This window comes from Brevundimonas bullata (genome assembly GCF_014207965.1).
Classification (GTDB): Bacteria; Pseudomonadota; Alphaproteobacteria; order Caulobacterales; family Caulobacteraceae; genus Brevundimonas; species Brevundimonas bullata_A.
Genome location: NZ_JACHLM010000003.1, coordinates 594,332 through 612,727, shown reverse-complemented (window position 1 = coordinate 612,727; position 18,396 = coordinate 594,332). Strand labels below are relative to the sequence as shown.

The 18,396-nt window shown below is 68.0% G+C and carries 24 protein-coding genes and 1 tRNA gene; 17 read left to right on the top strand and 8 right to left on the bottom strand.

The features are described 5' to 3' along the window. Positions 1 to 152 precede the first annotated feature (152 nt). The 4 genes from HNP51_RS11710 to uraH are packed head-to-tail and all read left to right on the top strand — an operon-like array spanning position 153 to position 1,378. The gene (locus tag HNP51_RS11710; RefSeq protein WP_184269291.1) at positions 153 to 296 is read left to right on the top strand and encodes a hypothetical protein; all 144 of its coding nucleotides are present in this window, start codon (positions 153 to 155) and stop codon (positions 294 to 296) included. Positions 297 to 326: 30 nt separating this feature from the next. Beyond that, positions 327 to 668 carry a RidA family protein gene (locus HNP51_RS11705; protein WP_184269293.1) on the top strand — a complete coding sequence of 114 codons (342 nt, stop codon included), beginning with the start codon at positions 327 to 329 and terminating at the stop codon, positions 666 to 668. Continuing rightward, positions 668 to 877 carry a hypothetical protein gene (locus tag HNP51_RS11700; protein WP_184269295.1) on the top strand — a complete coding sequence of 70 codons (210 nt, stop codon included), beginning with the start codon at positions 668 to 670 and terminating at the stop codon, positions 875 to 877. The genes HNP51_RS11705 and HNP51_RS11700 overlap by 1 nt, the downstream gene beginning before the upstream one ends. Before the next feature lie 18 nt (positions 878 to 895). Then, a complete protein-coding gene (uraH, locus tag HNP51_RS11695; RefSeq protein WP_184269297.1) occupies positions 896 to 1,378 on the top strand; it encodes a hydroxyisourate hydrolase in 483 nt (160 codons plus the stop codon). Between the two features lie 27 nt (positions 1,379 to 1,405). Here the strand turns inward: uraH and dapE are convergent, their stop codons facing one another. Then, positions 1,406 to 2,641, bottom strand: a complete 1,236-nt coding sequence (gene dapE / locus HNP51_RS11690; RefSeq protein WP_184269299.1) for a succinyl-diaminopimelate desuccinylase — start codon at positions 2,639 to 2,641, stop codon at positions 1,406 to 1,408. A 49-nt stretch (positions 2,642 to 2,690) separates the two neighbouring features. On the opposite strand from dapE, the gene HNP51_RS11685 reads away from it, so the two are divergent. Together HNP51_RS11685 and HNP51_RS11680 are read left to right on the top strand one after the other, a co-directional pair. Further along, entirely contained in the window at positions 2,691 to 3,167 is a 477-nt protein-coding gene (locus tag HNP51_RS11685) for a cupin domain-containing protein (protein WP_184269301.1), read from the top strand. A gap of 47 nt (positions 3,168 to 3,214) precedes the next feature. Beyond that, on the top strand, positions 3,215 to 4,468 hold the full coding sequence (locus tag HNP51_RS11680) for an MFS transporter (protein ID WP_184270483.1): 1,254 nt from the start codon (positions 3,215 to 3,217) through the stop codon (positions 4,466 to 4,468). 41 nt (positions 4,469 to 4,509) lie between these two features. Here the strand turns inward: HNP51_RS11680 and HNP51_RS11675 are convergent, their stop codons facing one another. Both HNP51_RS11675 and HNP51_RS11670 read right to left on the bottom strand, forming a co-directional pair. Further along, on the bottom strand, positions 4,510 to 4,827 hold the full coding sequence (locus tag HNP51_RS11675) for a hypothetical protein (RefSeq protein ID WP_184269303.1): 318 nt from the start codon (positions 4,825 to 4,827) through the stop codon (positions 4,510 to 4,512). Between the two features lie 62 nt (positions 4,828 to 4,889). Next, positions 4,890 to 6,176 carry a hypothetical protein gene (locus tag HNP51_RS11670; protein WP_184269305.1) on the bottom strand — a complete coding sequence of 429 codons (1,287 nt, stop codon included), beginning with the start codon at positions 6,174 to 6,176 and terminating at the stop codon, positions 4,890 to 4,892. A 137-nt stretch (positions 6,177 to 6,313) separates the two neighbouring features. Here HNP51_RS11670 and HNP51_RS11665 point away from each other — a divergent pair. From HNP51_RS11665 to truA, 7 genes are all read left to right on the top strand, one after another. Then, positions 6,314 to 6,390, top strand: a tRNA-Arg gene (locus tag HNP51_RS11665). A 53-nt stretch (positions 6,391 to 6,443) separates the two neighbouring features. Beyond that, positions 6,444 to 7,610 carry a patatin-like phospholipase family protein gene (locus HNP51_RS11660; protein ID WP_311769924.1) on the top strand — a complete coding sequence of 389 codons (1,167 nt, stop codon included), beginning with the start codon at positions 6,444 to 6,446 and terminating at the stop codon, positions 7,608 to 7,610. Between the two features lie 136 nt (positions 7,611 to 7,746). After that, entirely contained in the window at positions 7,747 to 8,088 is a 342-nt protein-coding gene (locus HNP51_RS11655) for an acyl-CoA thioesterase (RefSeq protein WP_221415866.1), read from the top strand. Between the two features lie 72 nt (positions 8,089 to 8,160). Next, positions 8,161 to 8,742: a peptide deformylase gene (locus HNP51_RS11650; RefSeq protein ID WP_184269308.1), complete on the top strand. Its 582-nt coding sequence runs from the start codon at positions 8,161 to 8,163 to the stop codon at positions 8,740 to 8,742. Continuing rightward, positions 8,742 to 8,957: a hypothetical protein gene (locus HNP51_RS11645; protein WP_105563730.1), complete on the top strand. Its 216-nt coding sequence runs from the start codon at positions 8,742 to 8,744 to the stop codon at positions 8,955 to 8,957. Before HNP51_RS11650 ends, HNP51_RS11645 begins: the two co-directional genes overlap by 1 nt. Positions 8,958 to 8,984: 27 nt before the next feature. Beyond that, on the top strand, positions 8,985 to 9,908 hold the full coding sequence (fmt, locus tag HNP51_RS11640; protein WP_184269310.1) for a methionyl-tRNA formyltransferase: 924 nt from the start codon (positions 8,985 to 8,987) through the stop codon (positions 9,906 to 9,908). Beyond that, positions 9,908 to 10,657, top strand: a complete 750-nt coding sequence (truA, locus tag HNP51_RS11635; RefSeq protein ID WP_184269312.1) for a tRNA pseudouridine(38-40) synthase TruA — start codon at positions 9,908 to 9,910, stop codon at positions 10,655 to 10,657. The genes fmt and truA overlap by 1 nt, the downstream gene beginning before the upstream one ends. Positions 10,658 to 10,706: 49 nt before the next feature. Here truA and HNP51_RS11630 read toward each other — a convergent pair whose 3' ends face one another. Then, complete coding sequence (locus HNP51_RS11630; RefSeq protein WP_184269314.1) at positions 10,707 to 11,111, bottom strand: YidB family protein; 405 nt, start codon at positions 11,109 to 11,111, stop codon at positions 10,707 to 10,709. Positions 11,112 to 11,196: 85 nt separating this feature from the next. Continuing rightward, positions 11,197 to 11,334, bottom strand: a complete 138-nt coding sequence (locus HNP51_RS11625; protein ID WP_184269316.1) for an entericidin A/B family lipoprotein — start codon at positions 11,332 to 11,334, stop codon at positions 11,197 to 11,199. Positions 11,335 to 11,432: 98 nt separating this feature from the next. On the opposite strand from HNP51_RS11625, the gene HNP51_RS11620 reads away from it, so the two are divergent. From HNP51_RS11620 to rplS, 4 genes are all read left to right on the top strand, one after another. After that, complete coding sequence (locus HNP51_RS11620; RefSeq protein WP_184269318.1) at positions 11,433 to 13,097, top strand: thiamine pyrophosphate-binding protein; 1,665 nt, start codon at positions 11,433 to 11,435, stop codon at positions 13,095 to 13,097. 67 nt (positions 13,098 to 13,164) lie between these two features. Continuing rightward, positions 13,165 to 15,006 (top strand): DUF885 family protein, encoded by a 1,842-nt coding sequence (locus HNP51_RS11615; RefSeq protein ID WP_184269320.1) that lies wholly within the window; start codon positions 13,165 to 13,167, stop codon positions 15,004 to 15,006. Between the two features lie 38 nt (positions 15,007 to 15,044). Next, positions 15,045 to 15,797 carry a tRNA (guanosine(37)-N1)-methyltransferase TrmD gene (trmD, locus tag HNP51_RS11610; protein ID WP_184269322.1) on the top strand — a complete coding sequence of 251 codons (753 nt, stop codon included), beginning with the start codon at positions 15,045 to 15,047 and terminating at the stop codon, positions 15,795 to 15,797. 2 nt (positions 15,798 to 15,799) lie between these two features. Beyond that, positions 15,800 to 16,222, top strand: coding sequence for a 50S ribosomal protein L19 (gene rplS, locus HNP51_RS11605; RefSeq protein WP_184269324.1), 423 nt, complete (start codon positions 15,800 to 15,802; stop codon positions 16,220 to 16,222). Positions 16,223 to 16,425: 203 nt separating this feature from the next. Here the strand turns inward: rplS and HNP51_RS11600 are convergent, their stop codons facing one another. The 3 genes from HNP51_RS11600 to HNP51_RS11590 are packed head-to-tail and all read right to left on the bottom strand — an operon-like array spanning position 16,426 to position 18,394. Next, complete coding sequence (locus tag HNP51_RS11600) at positions 16,426 to 16,911, bottom strand: PA2169 family four-helix-bundle protein (RefSeq protein ID WP_184269326.1); 486 nt, start codon at positions 16,909 to 16,911, stop codon at positions 16,426 to 16,428. 57 nt (positions 16,912 to 16,968) lie between these two features. Next, on the bottom strand, positions 16,969 to 17,814 hold the full coding sequence (locus HNP51_RS11595) for a tryptophan 2,3-dioxygenase (protein WP_221415833.1): 846 nt from the start codon (positions 17,812 to 17,814) through the stop codon (positions 16,969 to 16,971). Positions 17,815 to 17,869: 55 nt separating this feature from the next. Beyond that, positions 17,870 to 18,394: a CHAP domain-containing protein gene (locus HNP51_RS11590; protein ID WP_260400762.1), complete on the bottom strand. Its 525-nt coding sequence runs from the start codon at positions 18,392 to 18,394 to the stop codon at positions 17,870 to 17,872. Positions 18,395 to 18,396: the final 2 nt, after the last annotated feature.

The window sequence follows — 18,396 nt, the reverse complement described above, 5'->3', positions numbered from 1 at the left end:
GGGCGGAAGATCGGCGTTCGCGGCGACGGGCGCAAGACGGCGCGGGCCGGGCCACAGGAACTTCACAAGAGGAGTCTGAAAACTGATTGTTTCTGTTTATCAAGGGGTAAGCATGACGGTGCAAGCTCAGGGTTCATGATGAGGGTCCGCTGATGTCGCGCCTGCCGATCAATCTACCGTCCGCCACTCCAACCGGCCCCGCGCGCCGCCGACTACGTGACGCCGTCTTCTTCTGCATCTCGTTTGCAGCGGTCTTCCTCACCGCCTTGCTGGTGATGGAGATGATGCTGGGCTAAGCCGGAGGCCCGATTTCAGGAGGCCTCCCCATGATCACCCGTATCCAGCCCGGCGCCCGCATGAGCGAGGCCGTCATCCACGGGAACACCGTCTATCTGGCCGGTCAGGTAGGCGAGCCGGGCGACGACGTCACGGCCCAGACCAAGACCACCCTGGCCGAGATCGACGCCCTGCTGGCCCAGGCCGGCACCGACAAGTCCAAGATCCTGATGGCGACCATCTGGCTGGCCGACATCGCCGACTTCGAGGCCATGAACGCCGTCTGGGACGCCTGGGTCGACAAGGCCAATCCGCCGGCCCGCGCCACCAGCGAAGCCAAACTGGCTACGCCCGACTACCTGGTCGAAATCATTGTCGTGGCGGCGCTCTGATGGCCCTCGACAAGGACAGCGAACTGGAGCGGTTCAAGGCGACGCGCGTCACCGCCCTGTTTCGTCTCGACCTGATCGAGAAGGGGGCGCAGCTGACCTATGAGGACGGCACGCCCGTCGACATGGTCTCGGAAAAGCAGCGCCTGAAGGATCAGGTCGCGGACATGGATCGCCGCATCGCCCGGCTGGAAGCGGCGGGCGAGGCTTGACGCTCAGCGACTGATGAAATGTGGGGCGCGACCCATCCGTCGCCGTCTTTCGCGCGAATAAGGCCGCGCTACTGCATTTCACTTTCAGGAGTTCGTTCGATCAACCTTCGCACCCTCGCCGTTGCGGCGGCCGCCCTGTCCGCCTTCGCCTTCCCCGCCGCGGCTGAGACGATCTCGACCCACGTGCTGGACCTGGCGCGCGGCGTCGGCGGTCGGGACGTCCCGGTCACGCTGCAGATCAAGTCGACCGACGGCGGCTGGCGCGATCTGGCGACCAGCCGCACGGACGAGAACGGCCGAGTCCGCTCGTTCGGCGACGCGATTAAGACCGAGGCGGCGACCTATCGCCTGGTGTTCGACATGTCGCGTTACGGCGAGCCGACGACGCCGCCCTTCTTCCCCGAGATCGACGTGGTCTTCCAGGTGGTCGATCCCAGCGTCCACTATCACGTGCCGGTGGTGGTCAGCCCCTACGGCTACAGCACCTATCGCGGCAACTAAGGCCTTGGCGGCGTTCGGACGCCCTGATCAGAGGCGTTCGAACACCGTGCCGATGACCGCCTGATAGGCGTCGGTCAGGGCGCGCAGCTCGGCCTCGGGCACGCGCTCGTCCACCTGGTGCATGGTCTGGCCGACCAGGCCCAGCTCCAGCACCGGGCACAGGGCGCGGATGAAGCGGGCGTCCGAGGTGCCGCCGGTGGTTGAGGCCTCGGGGCGGCGGCCCAGGGTCGCCTCCACCGCGTCCTGCACCGCTGTGACGAAGACGCCCGGCTCGGTCAGGAAGGCCTCGCCGGAGCACATATGGGTCAGCTCGATGCGCAGGCCGGTTTCAGCCTGAACGAGGCCCGCCTCGCGGTTCAGCCAGTCGATCAGGCCGTCGCCGGTGTGGGTCGGATTGAAGCGGATGTTGAGCCGCGCCTTCGCCTCGGCGGGGATGATGTTGGTCGCCGGATTGCCCACGTCGATGGTGGTGATCTCAAGGTTCGACGGCGGGAACCCTACGCTCACGCAGTCCCGCTCCGCGAGCGGGGCGTTAGCGTCCAAGGATGGATAGCCGTCGTCCAGCACGTGGGCGTCCAGGCGCGCCAGAAGTTTAGCGATGACCGGGGCCGGATTGGCGGCGCGGTCGGGATAGGCGACGTGGCCCTGCTTGCCGTGGACGGTGATCCAGGTGTTGAGCGAGCCGCGCCGTCCGACCTTGATCATGTCGCCCAGATGGTGGGCCGACGACGGTTCGCCGACCACGCAGGCGTCGATGACCTCGCCCTCGGCCATCAGGGCCTCGACCACGCGCTTGGTGCCGTGCAGGGCCGGGCCTTCCTCGTCGCCGGTGATCAGGAAGGAGAGGGAGCCGGGCACGTCGCCTTCCGCCAGAATGCGCGAGACGGCGGCGACCCAGGCGGCGATACCGCCCTTCATGTCCACGGCGCCGCGTCCATAGAGGATGCCGTCGCGGGTCTCGCCTTCAAACGGGGCGGCGGTCCAGGCGGCGACGTCGCCGGTCGGCACCACGTCGGTGTGGCCGGCGAAGCAGAGGTTGGGCGAGGCCGTGCCGCGTCGGGCGTAGAGGTTCTCGATGCGGGCGTCATGACCCACGCCGGTCGGCCCCTCGAACACCATGCGGCGGCAGGTGAAGCCCAGGCCGGTCAGGGTCCGTTCCAGCACGTCCATGGCCCCTTCGTCGGCGGGGGTGACGGAGGGAATGCGGATCAGGTCGCGGGTCAGTTCGACAGGATCGATGACGGAATGTGATGCGGCGCTCATGGGCTCTATGCTTTAGGCATATCCCGCATCCGCGAGAAGGCCCGAAACCGTGCCGAAGATCGACATCGACAATGCGCCCACCGGACATGGGACGGGCTACCCGGACGAGTTCGCCGCCCCCTGCAAGCCGCGGCGGCGCTGGCGGCTGGGCGACGCGGTCGGTCTGGACCAGTTCGGCGTCAATCTGTTGCGCCTGCCCGCCGGGGCCTGGTCCAGCCAGCGCCACTGGCATACGGCCGAGGACGAGTTCGTCTGGGTGGTTGAGGGCGAGGTGGTTCTGGTCGAGGAAGACGGCGAGACGGTCCTGAAAGCGGGTGACTGCGCCGGCTTCAAGGCAGGCGTCCCCAACGGCCACAGAATAGAAAACCGCAGCGACCGTGAGGCGGTGCTGCTGGAGGTCGGGTCGCGGCGCCCCGCTAACGACGCCTGCGACTATCCCGACATCGACATGATCCTGCCAAAGGGCGCCGACCGCTACTTCCATCGCGACGGAACCCCCTATCCGAAGACGCCTCGAAGAACGTGACCACAGACAGTATCGACACCGCCCCGACGGTTCCGCCCCAGCCGCCTTTGCCGCCTGATTCGCACGATGGCGGCCCATCCAGTCCGTGGGCTATTCGCGATTTTCGCTTGCTGTGGGTCGGGCGCGTGGCGGCGGTTCTGGGCATCCAGATCCAGTCCTCGGCCCTGTTGTGGCAGGTCTATGAGATCGCCCGCCGCGATCATCCGATCGCCGAGGCCAGCCTGTATCTGGGTCTGGTGGGTCTGTGTCAGTTCCTGCCGCTGCTGGCCTTCACCCTGCCCGCCGGGGCCATGGCCGACCGGCGCGACCGCAAGCACACCGTGACCCTGTCCATCGTGGTCGAGAGCCTGTGCGCCCTGGCCTTCCTCGCCATGGCCCTGCACGGGTCGCCGCCGCTGTGGGGGCTGTTGACCGTGGCCGCCGTCTTCGGCGCGGCGCGGGCCTTCCTCGCCCCGGCCAGCCAGGCCTTCCTGCCCATGGTGGTGGGGCGCAAAGCCTTGCCGCCGGCCATCGCGGCCCAGTCCATCGCCTTCCAGACCGGGGCCATCGCCGGCCCGGCGCTCGGCGGCGTCATCGTCGGCTTCGCGGTGCCCTGGGCCTACGCCTCGGCCATGGCGCTGTTCTTTGTGGCCATCGCCTGCTTCCTGCTGATCCGCACCAAGGGCAAGCCGCAGTTCGTCGAGACGGGTGTGGGGCCGATGGAGCTGGTCAAGGAAGGTCTGTCCTACGTCTGGAAGACCAAGATCGTGCTCGGCGCCATCTCTCTGGATCTGGTCGTGGTTCTGCTGGCGGGCGTGGCCCTGCTGACGCCGATCTTCGCGCGCGACATCCTGCATGTGGGGCCGCAGGGCTTCGGCCTGCTGCGGGCCTCGTTCGGGGTGGGGGCCCTGCTGGTGGCCCTCTATCTCAGCCGCTTCCCCATCGTGAAGCACGGCGGGCGCTGGATGTTCGCGGCTGTGGCGGTGTTCGGCCTGTCCACCCTGACGTTCGGCCTGTCGCACTGGGTCTGGCTGAGCGCGCTGGCGCTCTTCATCGGCGGCGGGGCGGACATGATCAGCGTCAATATCCGACAGACCCTGATCCAGCTGGCTACGCCCGATCACATGCGCGGGCGGGTGTCGTCGGTGTCCATGCTGTTCATCGGCGCCTCCAATGAACTGGGCGAGGCCTATTCGGGGGTCATGGTGCGGCTGCTGGGCCCCATCGGGGCGGCGGTGTTCGGCGGCGTCGGGGCCCTGGCCGCGACCGGCATCTGGGCCAGGGTCTTCCCCAGCCTCAGGAAGGCGAACCGGCTGACGTGACGGCGGACCCTTCTCTCGCGAGAGAGAAGGGCGCTGTTCGGTCAGTTCTTGGCGGGAACCCGCGTGTCCGTGGCCGGATCGACGGCGCCGGGGCGGCCTTCGCGAGCGGCCTGGGCCTGTTTGTCTTCCAGCTTGTCGGCCACCTTGCTGGCGCCGTCCTCGACCGCCTGCGCCGCTTTCATGGCCCCGGATTCCACCACTTCGCCGGTCTGGGCGGCGGCGGCGGCGACCTTGTCGCCGGCCACTTCAGCCTTGGTTTCAGCCGTTTCCTGTTCGGCCTGAGTGCAGGCGGCGGCGCCAAGCGCGAGGACGGATGCGGCGGCGATGGCCAGGGTGCGGGCGGGCGTGCGGATGCGCATGGGAATATCCCCCTTCTTGCGATGAACCTTGGCTGTAAACGCAGTCAGGGGCTGCGAGTTGCCTAGTCCAGATCGACCGGCAGCGTCTGGCTGGCCAGCAGCCCCTCCGTCGTCGCCCAATGATCCGGCCCCTGACGTTCCACCCAGGCCTGCACCATGTCGCGGCCCAGGCCGTAGTTGATGATGTAGGAGCGATAGGTGTCGATGAAGCTCAGCCGCTGGGCCGCCCGGTCGCGCGCCACCAGGTTGTATTTCTGCAGTTGGTCCAGGGCGGTCTCGCGGTCGATGCGTCCGGCCAGGTAGGCGTCGGCCACGGTGTATTCCGCCCGGCCCAGTTCGCGCGTCAGGGCCAACAGCTGCGTCTGGGCCTCGGCGGTCGCCGGGTCCAGACCGGCCAGGGGATAGAGCACGCGCTTTTCGAAATCGGTGCGCTCATGACCGCGGAAGGCCAGGTCGATGCCGTAGTTGGCGCTGCCCTCGGCGATGAAGGACATGGGGCTGAACAGGGGATAGACGCTCATCTCGACCCAGCCCTTCTGCTTCACAAAGGTCTGTTCCAGCAGGGCGTTATAGACGTGGTGGCCCGGATAGCCCTCGTGGCAGCCCAGATCGACGGCGCGGTCGATATAGATGGGCAGATCCGTGTTCACCTGGATCAAGCTGAAGGCGTTCCCCTTGTACCAGTTGTAGCCCGACCACGGCTTGTCGTTGACGAATTCCAGGGTGAAGGTCTCATGGGCGGGCAGGGTCATGCGCCGCTCGGTGCGCGCCTTGCACTCGTTGATGGCGGCCCGCATCACCGGCTCCAGCCGATCCTTGGGGATGACGTAGCGAGCGCGAAACGCCGCGACGCGGTCGGCCAGCGGCCCCTCGCCGGGGATCAGGGCGTCGATGCGCGCCAGGACCGGGTCATAGCTCGACAGCGGGCGCAACTCGGGCCGCACGCCGAACTGAGCCTCGGCCTCGTCGGCGAAGCCCATCTTCTCGCCGCCCAGCATCCGCAGGCGCGCCGAGGCTGCAGAGACATGGGCCGTGAGATAGGCGCGACGCTGACGGCTCTCGGCGTCCAGCTCCGCCGTCGGCAGGGCGTCGAGGCGCCGGCTCAGACCAGCGGCGCCTTCGGCCAGTTGGGGCAGGACGCGTGGATGGGCCTTGGCCGCTTCGGCCCATTCGGCCGGACCGTAATAGGCGTCGACATAGCCCGGCTCGCGCTCGCCGATCTCCAGCGTCAGGGCCACATAATCGCGCGCCACGGCGTCCAGGCTGTCCGGCGCCGTTTTCGGCGTTGCGGCGCAGGCGGCCAGGAGGGCGACGGCGGCCGTCAGGGCGGCGATGGTGGAAACGCGCATGGAAACTCCCTCTCTCCGGCCGGGACGCTAGGCGTTTGCCGCTTCCACGCCAAGAAGGCGTCGCCGCGGAGATTCAGGGATTGAGGCCGCCCGGCCCATGCTGTAAGCACCGCCGTCCGGCCTTCAAGGTCGCAGACGCACCCGTAGCTCAGCTGGATAGAGTACTGCCCTCCGAAGGCAGGGGTCAGAGGTTCGAATCCTCTCGGGTGCGCCATCTCCTCGTCATCGTCATTTGACCCAAGCTGCGCCGCGGTCAATGAATGCCGTGTGAGCGAACATGCCCCTCTCTTTCGACGCCAGCCCAAGGGCCGTTTGCCCGCGCCCCCGCCGGGCATGGGGCGGATCGCGGGGTTTTCCGATATTCGGCTGAGCGTCGAGCAGGCCGAGGCTTCGCTGGAGGCGGCGGCGGATCGGCTGTCGCTGCCGCGTTCGGGCTGGTCGTCGGGGCGGTTCGACATGCTGGCGATTTCCGGCGGCGCGGCGGGCGGCGCCTATGGGGCAGGGGCTCTGGTCGGGCTGAGCGAGGCGGGGACGCGGCCCGAGTTCGCCCTGGTGACGGGGGTCAGCACCGGCGCCCTCATCGCGCCCTTCGCCTTTCTGGGGCCGGCCTGGGACGACCGTCTGGCCGACGCCTATGTCGGCGGCCACGCCGCGGATTTGCTGAGCCTGCGCCGGCTGGCGTCGACCTTCACCGGCGGGCTGTTCCGGGGCGAGGCCCTGGACGCCCTGATCCATCCCTTTGTCGACGAGGCCATGATCGACGCCGTGGCGGTCGAGCATGCGCGGGGGCGCCGGTTGCTGGTGGCGACGACCGATCTGGACAGCCAGCGCGCCTGTATCTGGGACATGGGGGCCATCGCCTCGCATGGCGGCGAGCGGGCCGTGGCCCTGTTCCGCGAGGTCTTGGCCGCCTCGGCCAGCCTGCCGGGTCTGTTCCCACCACGCCGTTTTCCTTGCACAGTCGATGGCGAGGATGGCGACACGTTCGAGGAGATGCACGTTGACGGCGGGGTGGCCGCGCCACTGTTCCTGATGCCCGAGGGCCTGTTGCGCTGGAACCGCCTGGGGCGGCGGCTGCACCGGGGGCGGGTGCATGTCCTGGTCAATACGGTGCTGGAACCGGAGCCGCGCACCACGGCGCCCAATGTGGCGGCGGTGCTGACCCGCAGCTTCGACGCCATGCTGCGGTTCTCCTATCGCCAGGCCCTGGGCGTGGCGACGACCTTCTGCGCGGCGCAAGGCTTGTCGATCAGCGTCGCCTCCATCCCCGACGCCCCGGATCAGGGGGGGATGCTGAGCTTCGACACCCTCACGATGAAGCGGCTGTTCGACGCCGCGCGAGAGCGGGCGCGGGCGGGGGATTTGTGGCGTTCGCCGGTGGCCGAGCGACAGGGTCTTCAGGGGCTGCTGGATCGATTGCGGCCGCGCGCGTAGCAGCCTTGATGCAGCCGAACGGGAGGCGCATGGAGAAGGCCTTCTCCCCAAGACCTTCAAGGCCCCGATCGTGACCGACGCCGAACAGACCCCCGTCCTCCTGCCCGAAGGCCAACCGGTCGGGCGCGTCATCGCCATGCCCGCCGACACCAACCCCGAGGGCGACATCTTCGGCGGCTGGCTGCTGGCCCAGATGGACCTTGCCGGCGCCACCCCGGCCTTCGAGCGCGCCAACGGCCGCTGCGCCACCGTGGCCCTGGACGGCATGGTCTTTCACCAGCCGGTCTCGGTCGGCGACGAGGTCTCGACCTACGCCAAGGTCATCCACACCGGCCGCACCTCGATCCGCGTCCACGTCGAGGTCTGGAAGCGCTCGCGCGGTGAGGCCGAGGCCCGCTCAGTGCGCGTGACCGAAGGCGTCTTCACCTATGTGGCCATCGACGCGGACCGCAAGCCGCGCCCCTTGCCTGCCGCTTGACGGTCAAGCCAAGACCAAGCGCCGCACTCGGTAATTCTTGACGTTCGAGGCTTCGCACCCTACCTGCGGGCCATGGCTATTCGTCGCATCCTGACCATCGATAACGCCGCCGACCTGGCGATCCTCAAGGCCGTCTCCCCGCCCGTGGAGGGCGGCGTGACCGACGAGCTGCGCGCCCTCATGGACGACATGCTGGAGACCATGTACGCCGCGCCGGGCATCGGCCTGGCCGCCGCCCAGATCGGCGAGTTGAAGCGCGTCGTGGTCATGGACCTGGGCGACAACCCGGTCGAAGGCGCGTCGGACGACCCCGAGGCCGAGGAGAGCGAGGACCTGCAACTGGCCCGTCGCAACCCGCGCTTCTTCGTCAACCCCGAGGTCGTCTGGGCCTCGGACGAGATGTACGCCTACGAAGAGGGCTGCCTGTCGGTGCCGGACTATTACGACGCCGTCGAACGCCCGGCCCGCATCCGCGTCCGCTACATGGACTACGCCGGCCAGCAGATCGAGGAAGAGATCGAAGGTCTCTACGCCGTCTGCTTCCAGCACGAACTGGATCACCTGAACGGCGTCCTGTTCATCGACCACCTGTCGCGCCTGCGCCGCGAGCGGGCCGTCGCCAAGGTCAAGAAGAACGCAAGGCTCGCCGCCTGATGGCCCGCAAGACCACGATCATCGACCCGCGCGGTCGTCGCCGCCTGACCCGCAACCAGAAGGTCGGCGCGGCCAGCCTGGCCACCATCGTCGCCGTCGCCGCCGTCGGCGTGGTGGCGGGCCTGTTGCTGGACCGTCTGCTCGATTTCGACGACGCCCTGGATGCGGGCGGCGAGTGGGACGAGGGCGGCGGCGTCTATACGCGCTGGATGTAATCCGCCCCAGGGTCTAAAGGCGTGGCCATGCGCCTAGCCTTCATGGGAACCCCCGACTTCGCCGTGCCGTCGCTGGCCGAGCTGATCGCCTCGGGACACGAGATCGTCGCCGTCTATTCGCAGCCGCCGCGCCCCAAGGGCCGGGGGCAGAAGCTGACGCCGTCGCCCGTTCACGCCTTCGCCGAGGCCATGGGCCTGCCGGTCTTCACGCCCGAGAGCATGAAGTCGCCAGAAGCCATCGCTGACTTCCAGAGCCTCGACCTCGACGCCGCCTGCGTCGTCGCCTACGGCCAGATCCTCAAGCCCGAGGTGCTGGAGGCGCCGCGTCTGGGGTGCTTCAATCTGCACGGCTCGCTCTTGCCGCGTTGGCGCGGTGCGGCCCCGATCCAGCGCGCCATCATGGCCGGCGACCGCCAGACCGGCGCCCAGATCATGCGGATGAGCGAGGGCCTGGACGAGGGCGCGATCATCCTGTCCGAGGTCATGGACATCCATCCCGACGACACGGCGGCCAGCCTGACCGAGCGCATGTCGCACCTCGGCGCCGCCCTGTGGCCGCGCGCCCTGGCCGCCATCGAACGTGGCGGCTTCACCGAGACCGAACAGACGGGCGAAGCGACCTACGCCAAGAAGATCACCCCCGCCGAGGCCCGCATCGACTGGACACGTTCGGCGGCCGAGGTGGACGCCCACATTCGCGGCCTGTCGCCCTTCCCCGGCGCCTGGTTCGAGGTCGAGGCCGACGGCGAGCCGGTGCGCATTAAGGCGCTGATGTCGGCTCTGGCCGAAGGGCAGGGGGCGCCCGGTCAGGTGCTGGACGACGCCCTGACGGTGGCCTGCGGAAACGGCGCGGTGCGCCTGACCCGCGTGCAGCGCCCCGGCAAGGCGGCGCAATCCGCCGAGGAAATGCTGCGCGGCTTTGCAGTGCCCGCTGGAACTGTGCTCGGGTAATGCCCCGCTACCGTTTCACCGTCGAGTACGACGGCTCGGCCTACAACGGCTTTCAGGCCCAGATGGGTCAGCCGACGGTGCAGGGCGCCATCGAGACGGCGGTGACGGCCTTTACCGGCCAGACCGTGCGCATCGCCGCCGCTGGCCGCACCGACACCGGGGTCCACGCCACGGGCCAGACCTGCCATGTCGATCTGGAGCGCGACTGGCCCGCGCGGACGGTGATGAACGCCCTCAATGCCCACCTGATGCACGAGGCGGTGGCGGTGCTGGACTGCGCCCGGGTCAGCGACGACTGGCACGCTCGCTTCACCGCCAACGGGCGCAAGTATTTGTATCGCATCCTCAACCGCCCGGGCCGCCCGGCGCTGGACCGGGGCCGGGTCTGGCACGTCAAGAAGCCGCTGGACGCCGAGGCCATGCATGCGGCGGCGCAGAGCCTGATCGGCCTGCACGACTTCACCACCTTCCGCGATGCCCAGTGTCAGTCGGCCAGCCCGGTCAAGACCCTGGACGTGGCCCGTGTCGCCAGAGTCGGCGAAGAGGTGCATCTGGTGTTCGAGGCGCGCAGCTTCCTGCACCGTCAGGTCCGCTCGATGGCCGGCAGCCTGGCCGAGGTCGGTCTGGGCCGCTGGGCCGTAGCCGATTTGGCGGATGCGCTGGCGGCGCAGGACCGCGCGCGATGTGGCCCGGTGGCGCCGTCAGATGGGCTCTATCTGACGGGCGTCACCTATGAGGCCGAGGCCTGAAGCGACCCATCCTCCCCTGCGCAGCGGGGGAGGGGGACCGCGCTAAAGATCAGCGCTTGAACAGTCCGCCGAGGGCGTCGCTGATGCCGCCCGGCAGGTTGTTCATCAGGCCGCCGAGCAGGTCGTCGGCGCCCTCGGCCGAGCCGTTCGGCGTCAGGCGGTCGATGGCTTCCGGCAGCAGGCCCGCCAGGGTCTCGCTGGCCTGTTCCGGCGAAATGCCCAGCTTGGCGGCGAAGTCGGCGATGGGGCCGGAGCCGAGCACCGAGGCGATCTGTTCCGGCGAAATCCCGGCGTTGCCGCCCTTGCCGATCCACGAACCAACGACGTCGCCCAGGCCGTTCTGACCGAATTTCTCGGCCAGCCCGCCGACGCCGCCCTGACCCTTGAGCAGGTCCGACAGGCCGCCGGCGGCGTCTCCGCCGAGGCCGCCCAGCACGTTATCCAGCAGTCCCATGGTCATTCTCCGATGTGAGGTCGGCAGTTTGAAGGAACGACGCTACGCTTTTGTGGCGGGATCGCAAACGCGCCAGGGTCTGGGTTTAGTTGCGGGCCGAGTTGGAGCCCGAGGTCACGGCCTGACCGGCGGCTTCCAGGTCACGACCGACGCCGGCGACGGTGTTGCAGGCGGCGGTGGTCAGGGCGGCGGCGATGACGCCGAGAATGATGAGCTTGCGCATGGAGGGGTCCCCGAAAAATGGCGATTGACGCTTCAACGTGAAGCTTGACCATAAGGTTGCATGGCCAATTCATCCTTCAATCTGCTAACGGCGAAACCATGACGCAAGCTCTCGATACCGCCGCCCGCCGTCTGGTCGATACTCTCGTGATGAACGGGGTCGACAAGGTCTTCTGCGTGCCGGGCGAGAGCTATCTGGCCGTGCTCGACGCCCTGGCCGATGTGCGCGACAAGATAGAGGTCATCGTCTGCCGCCACGAGGCCGGCGCCGCCAACATGGCCGAGGCCTATGGCAAGCTGACGGGCAAGCCGGGCGTCTGCATGGTCACGCGCGGACCGGGCGCGACCCACGCCTCGATCGGCGTGCACACGGCGCATCAGGACTCCACCCCGATGATCCTCTTCGTCGGCCAGATCGCCCTGACCGACCGGGGCAGGGGCGCCTTCCAGGAGGTCGACTACCGCGAGGTCTTCGGCGGCCTGGCCAAGTGGGCGGCCGAGATCGAAAGCCCCGAACGCACCGTCGAGGTGGTCGAGCGCGCCTTCGCTACGGCCCTGCAGGGCCGCATGGGTCCGGTGGTGGTGGCCCTGCCCGAGAACATCCTGCACGACCACGGCGGCCCGGCCCCGGTGCGCCCCGTCGCCGCCGCCAAGGCCGCGCTGGACCCGGCCTTCGTCGAGCAGGTGCGCGAACGCCTGTCGCGTGCTGAGCGCCCCATGTTGATCCTCGGCGGCTCCGGCTGGACCGACGCCGCCACCGACGCCATTTCGGGCTGGGCCGAGCGATTGGGCCTGCCGGTCGCCCTGTCCTTCCGGCGCAAGGACCTGATCCGCAACGATCATCCGGGCTATGCGGGCGACCTGGGCCTCGGCCCGAACCCCAAGCTGGTCGCGCGGGTCAAGGACGCCGACCTGCTGCTGGTGATCGGCGCCCGCATGGGCGAGAATCCGACCCAGGGCTACACCCTGCTGGATCGCGCCAGGACGGCTGAGACCCTGATCCACATTCATCCGGGGCCTGAGGAACTGGGCCGTGTCTGGGCCCCGGCCTTGGCCGCGACCGCCGATAACTCTCTGGCCGCCCTGGCTCTGTCCGCCATCGAACCGGGCCGGGCCTGGAGCGAGCAGGGCGCGACCGCCCACGCCGACTTCATCGCCTTCTCCTCGCCCATCGAAGTGAAGAGCGCGGTCAACATGAGCGAGGTCGTCGCCCATCTGGCGCAGGCCCTGCCCGAAGACGCCATTATCACCAACGGCGCCGGCAACTTCGCCGCCTGGCTGCACCGCTTCCATCGCCATCAGGCCCGCCGGACCCAGCTGGCCCCGACCTCGGGCGCCATGGGCTACGGCTACCCGGCGGCCCTGGGGGCCAAGGTGGTCGATCCGTCGCGCGAAGTGGTCTGCATCGCCGGCGACGGCGACTTCATGATGAGCGCCAACGAGATGGCCACCGCCGCCCAGTACGGGCTCGGCGTCATCGTGGTGGTCGTGGACAACGGGACGTTTGGCACCATCCGCATGCACCAGGAGCGGGAATACCCCGCCCGCGTCATCGCCACCGAGCTGAAGAACCCCGACTTCGTCAAATACGCCGAGGCCTTCGACGCCTTCGCTGTGCGCTGCGAACGGACCGAGGACTTCCCGGCGGCCCTGGCGGCGGCGCGGGAAGCGGCGGCGGGCGGGCGTCCGGCCCTGATCCACCTGATCACCGATGCTGAACAGATCGCGCCGGGTCGGACCATCACGGACCTGCGCGGCGGCTGACCGAGAAACTTGCGCATCCCGCGCTATGCGGGAACAGTGCCGCCTCGTAGTTCCGAGGGGGTTCTTCATGCGTCATTTTCTGATCTCGTCCGTCGCCGTTCTGGCGCTTTGCGCCACCGCGCCCGCCGTCATGGCCCAAACGACGGCGCCCGCCGCCGCTTCGTCGGAGGCGCAAAGCGAGGACGCGCGTCTTAACGCCTTCTTCGACCAGGCCTTCCAGGAGTGGATCGCCCTCAGCCCGCAGTCGATGACCGCGCTGGGCCTCAAGACCGACTACGACAAGCTGGACGACGTCTCCGACGCGGCCTCGGCCCGTTCGCTGGCCCTGCAAGAGGCGCAACTGGCGCGCATGAAGGCCGAGTTCGATCCGTCGAAGCTCAACGCGCAGAGCAAGATGTCCTGGCGGCTGTTCGAATATGGCGTGCAGCAAGCGCGTCTGTCGAACCAGTGGCGCGACTGGGGTTTCCAGTTCGCTGCCAACGGCAATCCGACCACCAGTCTGCCGGTCTTCCTGATCAACAACCATCGCATCAGCAGCGTCGCGGACGCCGAGGCCTATGTCTCGCGGATCAATGAGGCCGAACGTTACATGGGCCAGGTGGCCACGACGCTGAAGGCCCGCGCCGCCGAGGGCGTGGTCTCGCCGCGCTTCGTCTTTGCGCCTTCGATCGAGAACACCCGCAACGTCATCACCGGCGCGCCTTTCGACAACGGCGCCGAAAACCCGGTCTGGGCCGACTTCCAGAAGAAGGTCGGGGCGCTCGACGCCGATCAGGCGACCAAGGACCGGCTGCTGGCCTCGGCCCGCGCCGCCCTGACCGGCCCCTACAAGCGCGGCTTCGACACGGTGCTGACGGCCCTCGCCGAGGTGCAGCCGATGGCCGACAGCGACGCGGGCGTCTGGCGCCTGCCGCAGGGCGAGGCCTATTACAACGCCCGGCTTCAACTCTCGACCACGACCGACCTGACCGCCGATCAGATCCACCAGATCGGCCTGGACGAGGTGGCCCGCATCCAGCGCGAGATGGAGGTCATCAAGGCGAAGGTCGGCTTTGAGGGCTCGTTGCAGGACTTTTTCGTCTTCCTGAAGACCGATCCGCGCTTCCAGTATCCCAATACGCCGGAGGGCAAGGAGCAGTATCTGACCGACGCCCGCGCCTTCATCGCCCAGGTCATGGGGGTGGCGCCCCAGTGGTTCTCCAACCTGCCCAAGGCTGCGCTGGAGGTTCGCGCTGTCGAGCCCTTCCGCGAGGCCACGGCCTCGATCGCCTTCTACAATGCGCCTGCGCCCGACGGCTCGCGTCCCGGCATCTACTACGTCAACCTTTCGGACATGACCCAGGTGCTGAAGCCCCAGATCGAGGGCATCAGTTATCACGAGGGCGCGCCGGGCCATCACTTCCAGATCGCCTATGCGCAGGAGATCGAGGGCCTGCCGCGCTTCCGTCGGTTCGGCGGCTATGGCGCCTACGCCGAGGGCTGGGGGCTGTACGCCGAGCAACTGGGCAAGGAGATGGGCTTCTATCAGGACCCCTATTCCGACTTCGGCCGTCTCTCGACCGAGCTCTGGCGCGCGGTGCGTCTGGTGACCGACACCGGCCTGCACGCCAAGCGCTGGAGCCGCGAGCAGGCGATGGACTACTTCCGCCAGAACTCCCTGTTGTCGGAACGCGACATCGGCAAGGAGGTGGAGCGCTACATCACCAATCCGGGTCAGGCGACCAGCTACAAGATCGGCGAGCTGAAGATCGAGGAACTGCGCCACAAGGCCGAGGCGACGTTGGGCGCCCGCTTCGACATCAAGGACTTCCACGCCGTGGTCCTCGGCTCCGGCTCGGTGCCGCTGGACGTCCTGGCGGACCAGGTCGACACCTGGATCGCAGCGGGCGGCGGCAAGCCGGCTCTCTGAGGCTCGCGTTTAAGGTCTGAGAGCGGTAAAGGGCCGCCATGCCCTTTACCGCCACCGTCCTGACCATGTTCCCCGAGGCCTTTCCCGGGCCGCTTGGCGTGTCGCTGATCGGCACCGCCTGGCGCGAGAAGGGGCTGTGGGAGCTGCAGACGCTGGACATTCGGGCGTTTTCCGAAGATAAGCGCGGCTTCCTGGACGACACCCCCGCGGGTGGCGGTCCCGGTCAGGTGCTGAAAGCGGACGTGGTGGCCCGGGCTCTAGACAGCCTAGAAGGCCCGCCTCGGCCGCTTTTGTACATGAGCGCACGCGGTCGACCCCTGACGCAGGCGCGAGTGAAGGAATGGGCCAAGGCCGACGGCATCGTCGTGCTTTGCGGTCGTTTCGAGGGGGTGGACCAGCGGGTGCTCGACGCCCGCGGGTTCGAGGAGATTTCCGTCGGAAACGCAGTCCTGGCCGGTGGCGAGGCGGCGGCCATGGTGGCGATCGAGGCGTGCGTACGACTGGTCCCCGGTGTTCTTGGCGCGGCTGAAAGCCTTTCGTCCGAGAGCTTTGAGGATGGTCTTCTGGAACACCCGCAGTACACGCGACCGCGGACGTTCGAGGGGCACGACATTCCCGAGGTGCTGCTGTCGGGCGATCACAAGAAGATCGCGCAATGGCGAGAGGCGCAGCGGGAAGAGACTACGCGGGAACGGCGTCCGGACCTCTGGGCGGCGCATCTGGCAAAGACGGCTGCGGAGCCAGGCTCCGCCAAATCAAAGGCAAAGGGCGCTAAAGCCCGAGGAGAATAGACATGAACATCGTTCAGCAGCTCGCTGCAGAAGAAAAAGCCCGCCTGCTCGAAGGCAAGACCATCCCGAACTTCCAGCCGGGCGACACCCTGCGCGTCAACGTGCGCATCAAGGAAGGCGAGCGCGAACGCATCCAGGCGTTCGAAGGCGTCTGCATCGCCCGTGACGGCGGCGGCATCAACGAGACCTTCACGGTCCGCAAGATTTCCTTCGGTGAAGGCGTGGAGCGTCGCTTCCCGATCCTGTCGCCGAACGTCGACTCCATCGAAGTGAAGCGTCGCGGCGTCGTCCGTCGCGCCAAGCTCTACTACCTGCGCGACCGTCGCGGTAAGTCGGCCCGTATCGCCGAGCGCCAGACGGTTCGTCCGGTCAAGGGCGCTGCTGTTCCGGTCACCGGTTCGGCTGACAAGGGCGACGAGGCTTAGTCCAAGCCCCGCCTACGCTGAAATGATCAAGGCCCCGGCGGAAACGCCGGGGCCTTTTTCTTTTTTGGACGCTAACGCGCGCGACGCGGTCGCTTGCTGCTTGAGCGACTTTCTCCCTCCCACTTGGGGATGGCTGCCGCGCCCGCCCCACCCGGTCGCTACGCGACCACCCTCCCCATAAAGGGGAGGGAGATTGCTACGCCCTACTGCGGGTGCAGGGGATTGTCCGCGTCGTGCTGGCCTTCGAGGCTGCGTCGCAGGACATGCATCTCTTCGTGACCCGACCTCACGGCGGCCTGGGCGCGACGGATGGTTTCTCGCGTGGTGGCCGACAGGGCGCTGTCGCTGAGGGCGCGGTCGAAACGGGCCTGCAGGTGGGCTTCGCCGCTCTCGACCGAGCCGACGACCGAGGCCTCGTCCCGCATCAGGGCGTGCTTGATGTCCATGAAGGCGCGCTGGGCCTTGGCCAGGATCGAACCCTCGTCTTCGGGGTGGCCGCCCATGCCGCGCGCGGCGGCTTGCAGATCGGCCGCCACACGACGCCGCTCCTGGCTGCGGCGCAAGAACAGGTCGCGATAGCGAGGGGCGTCCGTCTCGGCCGCCGCCTCCGCATAGCCGTCGGCGCTATCGACGACGCCCACGGCCAGGCTGTTCAGAACCTTGATGTCGTGGCTGTTGAGGCTGCTCACCAGAAACCTCCGTGGCTGACGCAGGTAAAACCCGCGCCAGCGGCGAAGGTTGCCGCTCTAAAGCTTCGTCCGCAGCGACCACAGTTCCGGGAAGCAGCGGCGTTTCAGCGTCTCGACCAGATAGCCGACGCCGTCGGTGCCGCCGGTGCCCTGGCGACGGCCGATGATGCGCTCGACCGTGACCACGTGCTTGTGACGCCAGGTCAGCAGCGCGTCGTCCAGATCGACCAGCTTTTCGGCCAGTTGATACAGCGGCCACCAGCGCTCGGTGTCGCGGTAAACCTCCAGCCAGGCGGCCTCGACACCCTCAGACGGTTCATAGGTCTGGCTGACGTCGCGGTTCAGCACCTCGGCGGGGACGGGCAGACCGGCCAGCGACAGTTGACGCAGGGCGTCGTCATAGAGGCTGGGGGCCTCCATGGCCGCCACCAGGGCCGCATGGGCCTCGGGCCGTTCGACGTGGAAGCGCAGGAAGCGTGGGTCCTTCAGGCCTAGCATGGTCTCCAGGCGGCGGAACTGATCGCTCTGGAAGCCCGAGCTGGCGCCCAGGTCGCCGCGGAACTTGAGGTAGTCGGAGGGCGTCATGGTGGCCAGGATATCCCAGCTCTGGGTCATCACGGCCTGGATGCGGCTGACGCGGGCCAGGCTCTTGTAGGCGGGGACCAGATCGCCGGCGCGGATCAGGCTCTGGGCCAGGGCCATCTCGTGCAGGATCTGCTTGAGCCACAGTTCCTTGGTCTGATGGATGATGACGAACAGCATCTCGTCATGCTGGTCGGAGCGCGGATGCTGGGCGCTCAGCAGGTCGTCGAGCGACAGATAGCCGGCATAGGTGATGCCGGTCGGCTCATGCTTGGCCGTCTCGATAGCCTGGCCGCGAATGTCGTTGGGTGCGTCGGTCATCCGCCACCTATCGCCGGATCAGGCCTGAAGGGCCAGCCCGAACGCGGCGGAAAAATCAGTTGGAGGCGCGGGCTTCAGCGGCGTTGGAAGCCATCTGGCGGCCGCTGTCGAAGGCGTCGCGGGCGCCTTTGTAGACGAAGCCGTAGGTCGGATAGACGGTGGTGCCGAGGGCGTTGATCGGGTTGTACCAGACCTTCACGCGGCTCCAGTCGCCCGAGGGGGAGACGTCGACAACGGTGACGTTCTCCTCGACCTTGCCGCGGCTGCCGCCCCAGTTGGCGTGGGTCACGCGGATGACGCGGTCGGTCAGGATGTCGGAAACAACGGCGACGTGGCCCTTGTCCATGCGGCCGTTGGGCTGGAAGACCAGCACCGAGCCGGTTTCCGGGGCGCGGCCTGTGCGGAACTTGTTCACCGCCTGGTTCCACCAGGTCCAGGCGTCCCCGAAGATATTGATGCCCGAGAACATGCGGGCGAAGGTGACGCACTGCCAGTAGGCGTCGTCAGCCTTGGCCGGCGCAGGGCCGATCGCAAAGAAACCAAGGGTCGCCGCAACCGCGGCGGCTGTGAGCCGTTTCATCA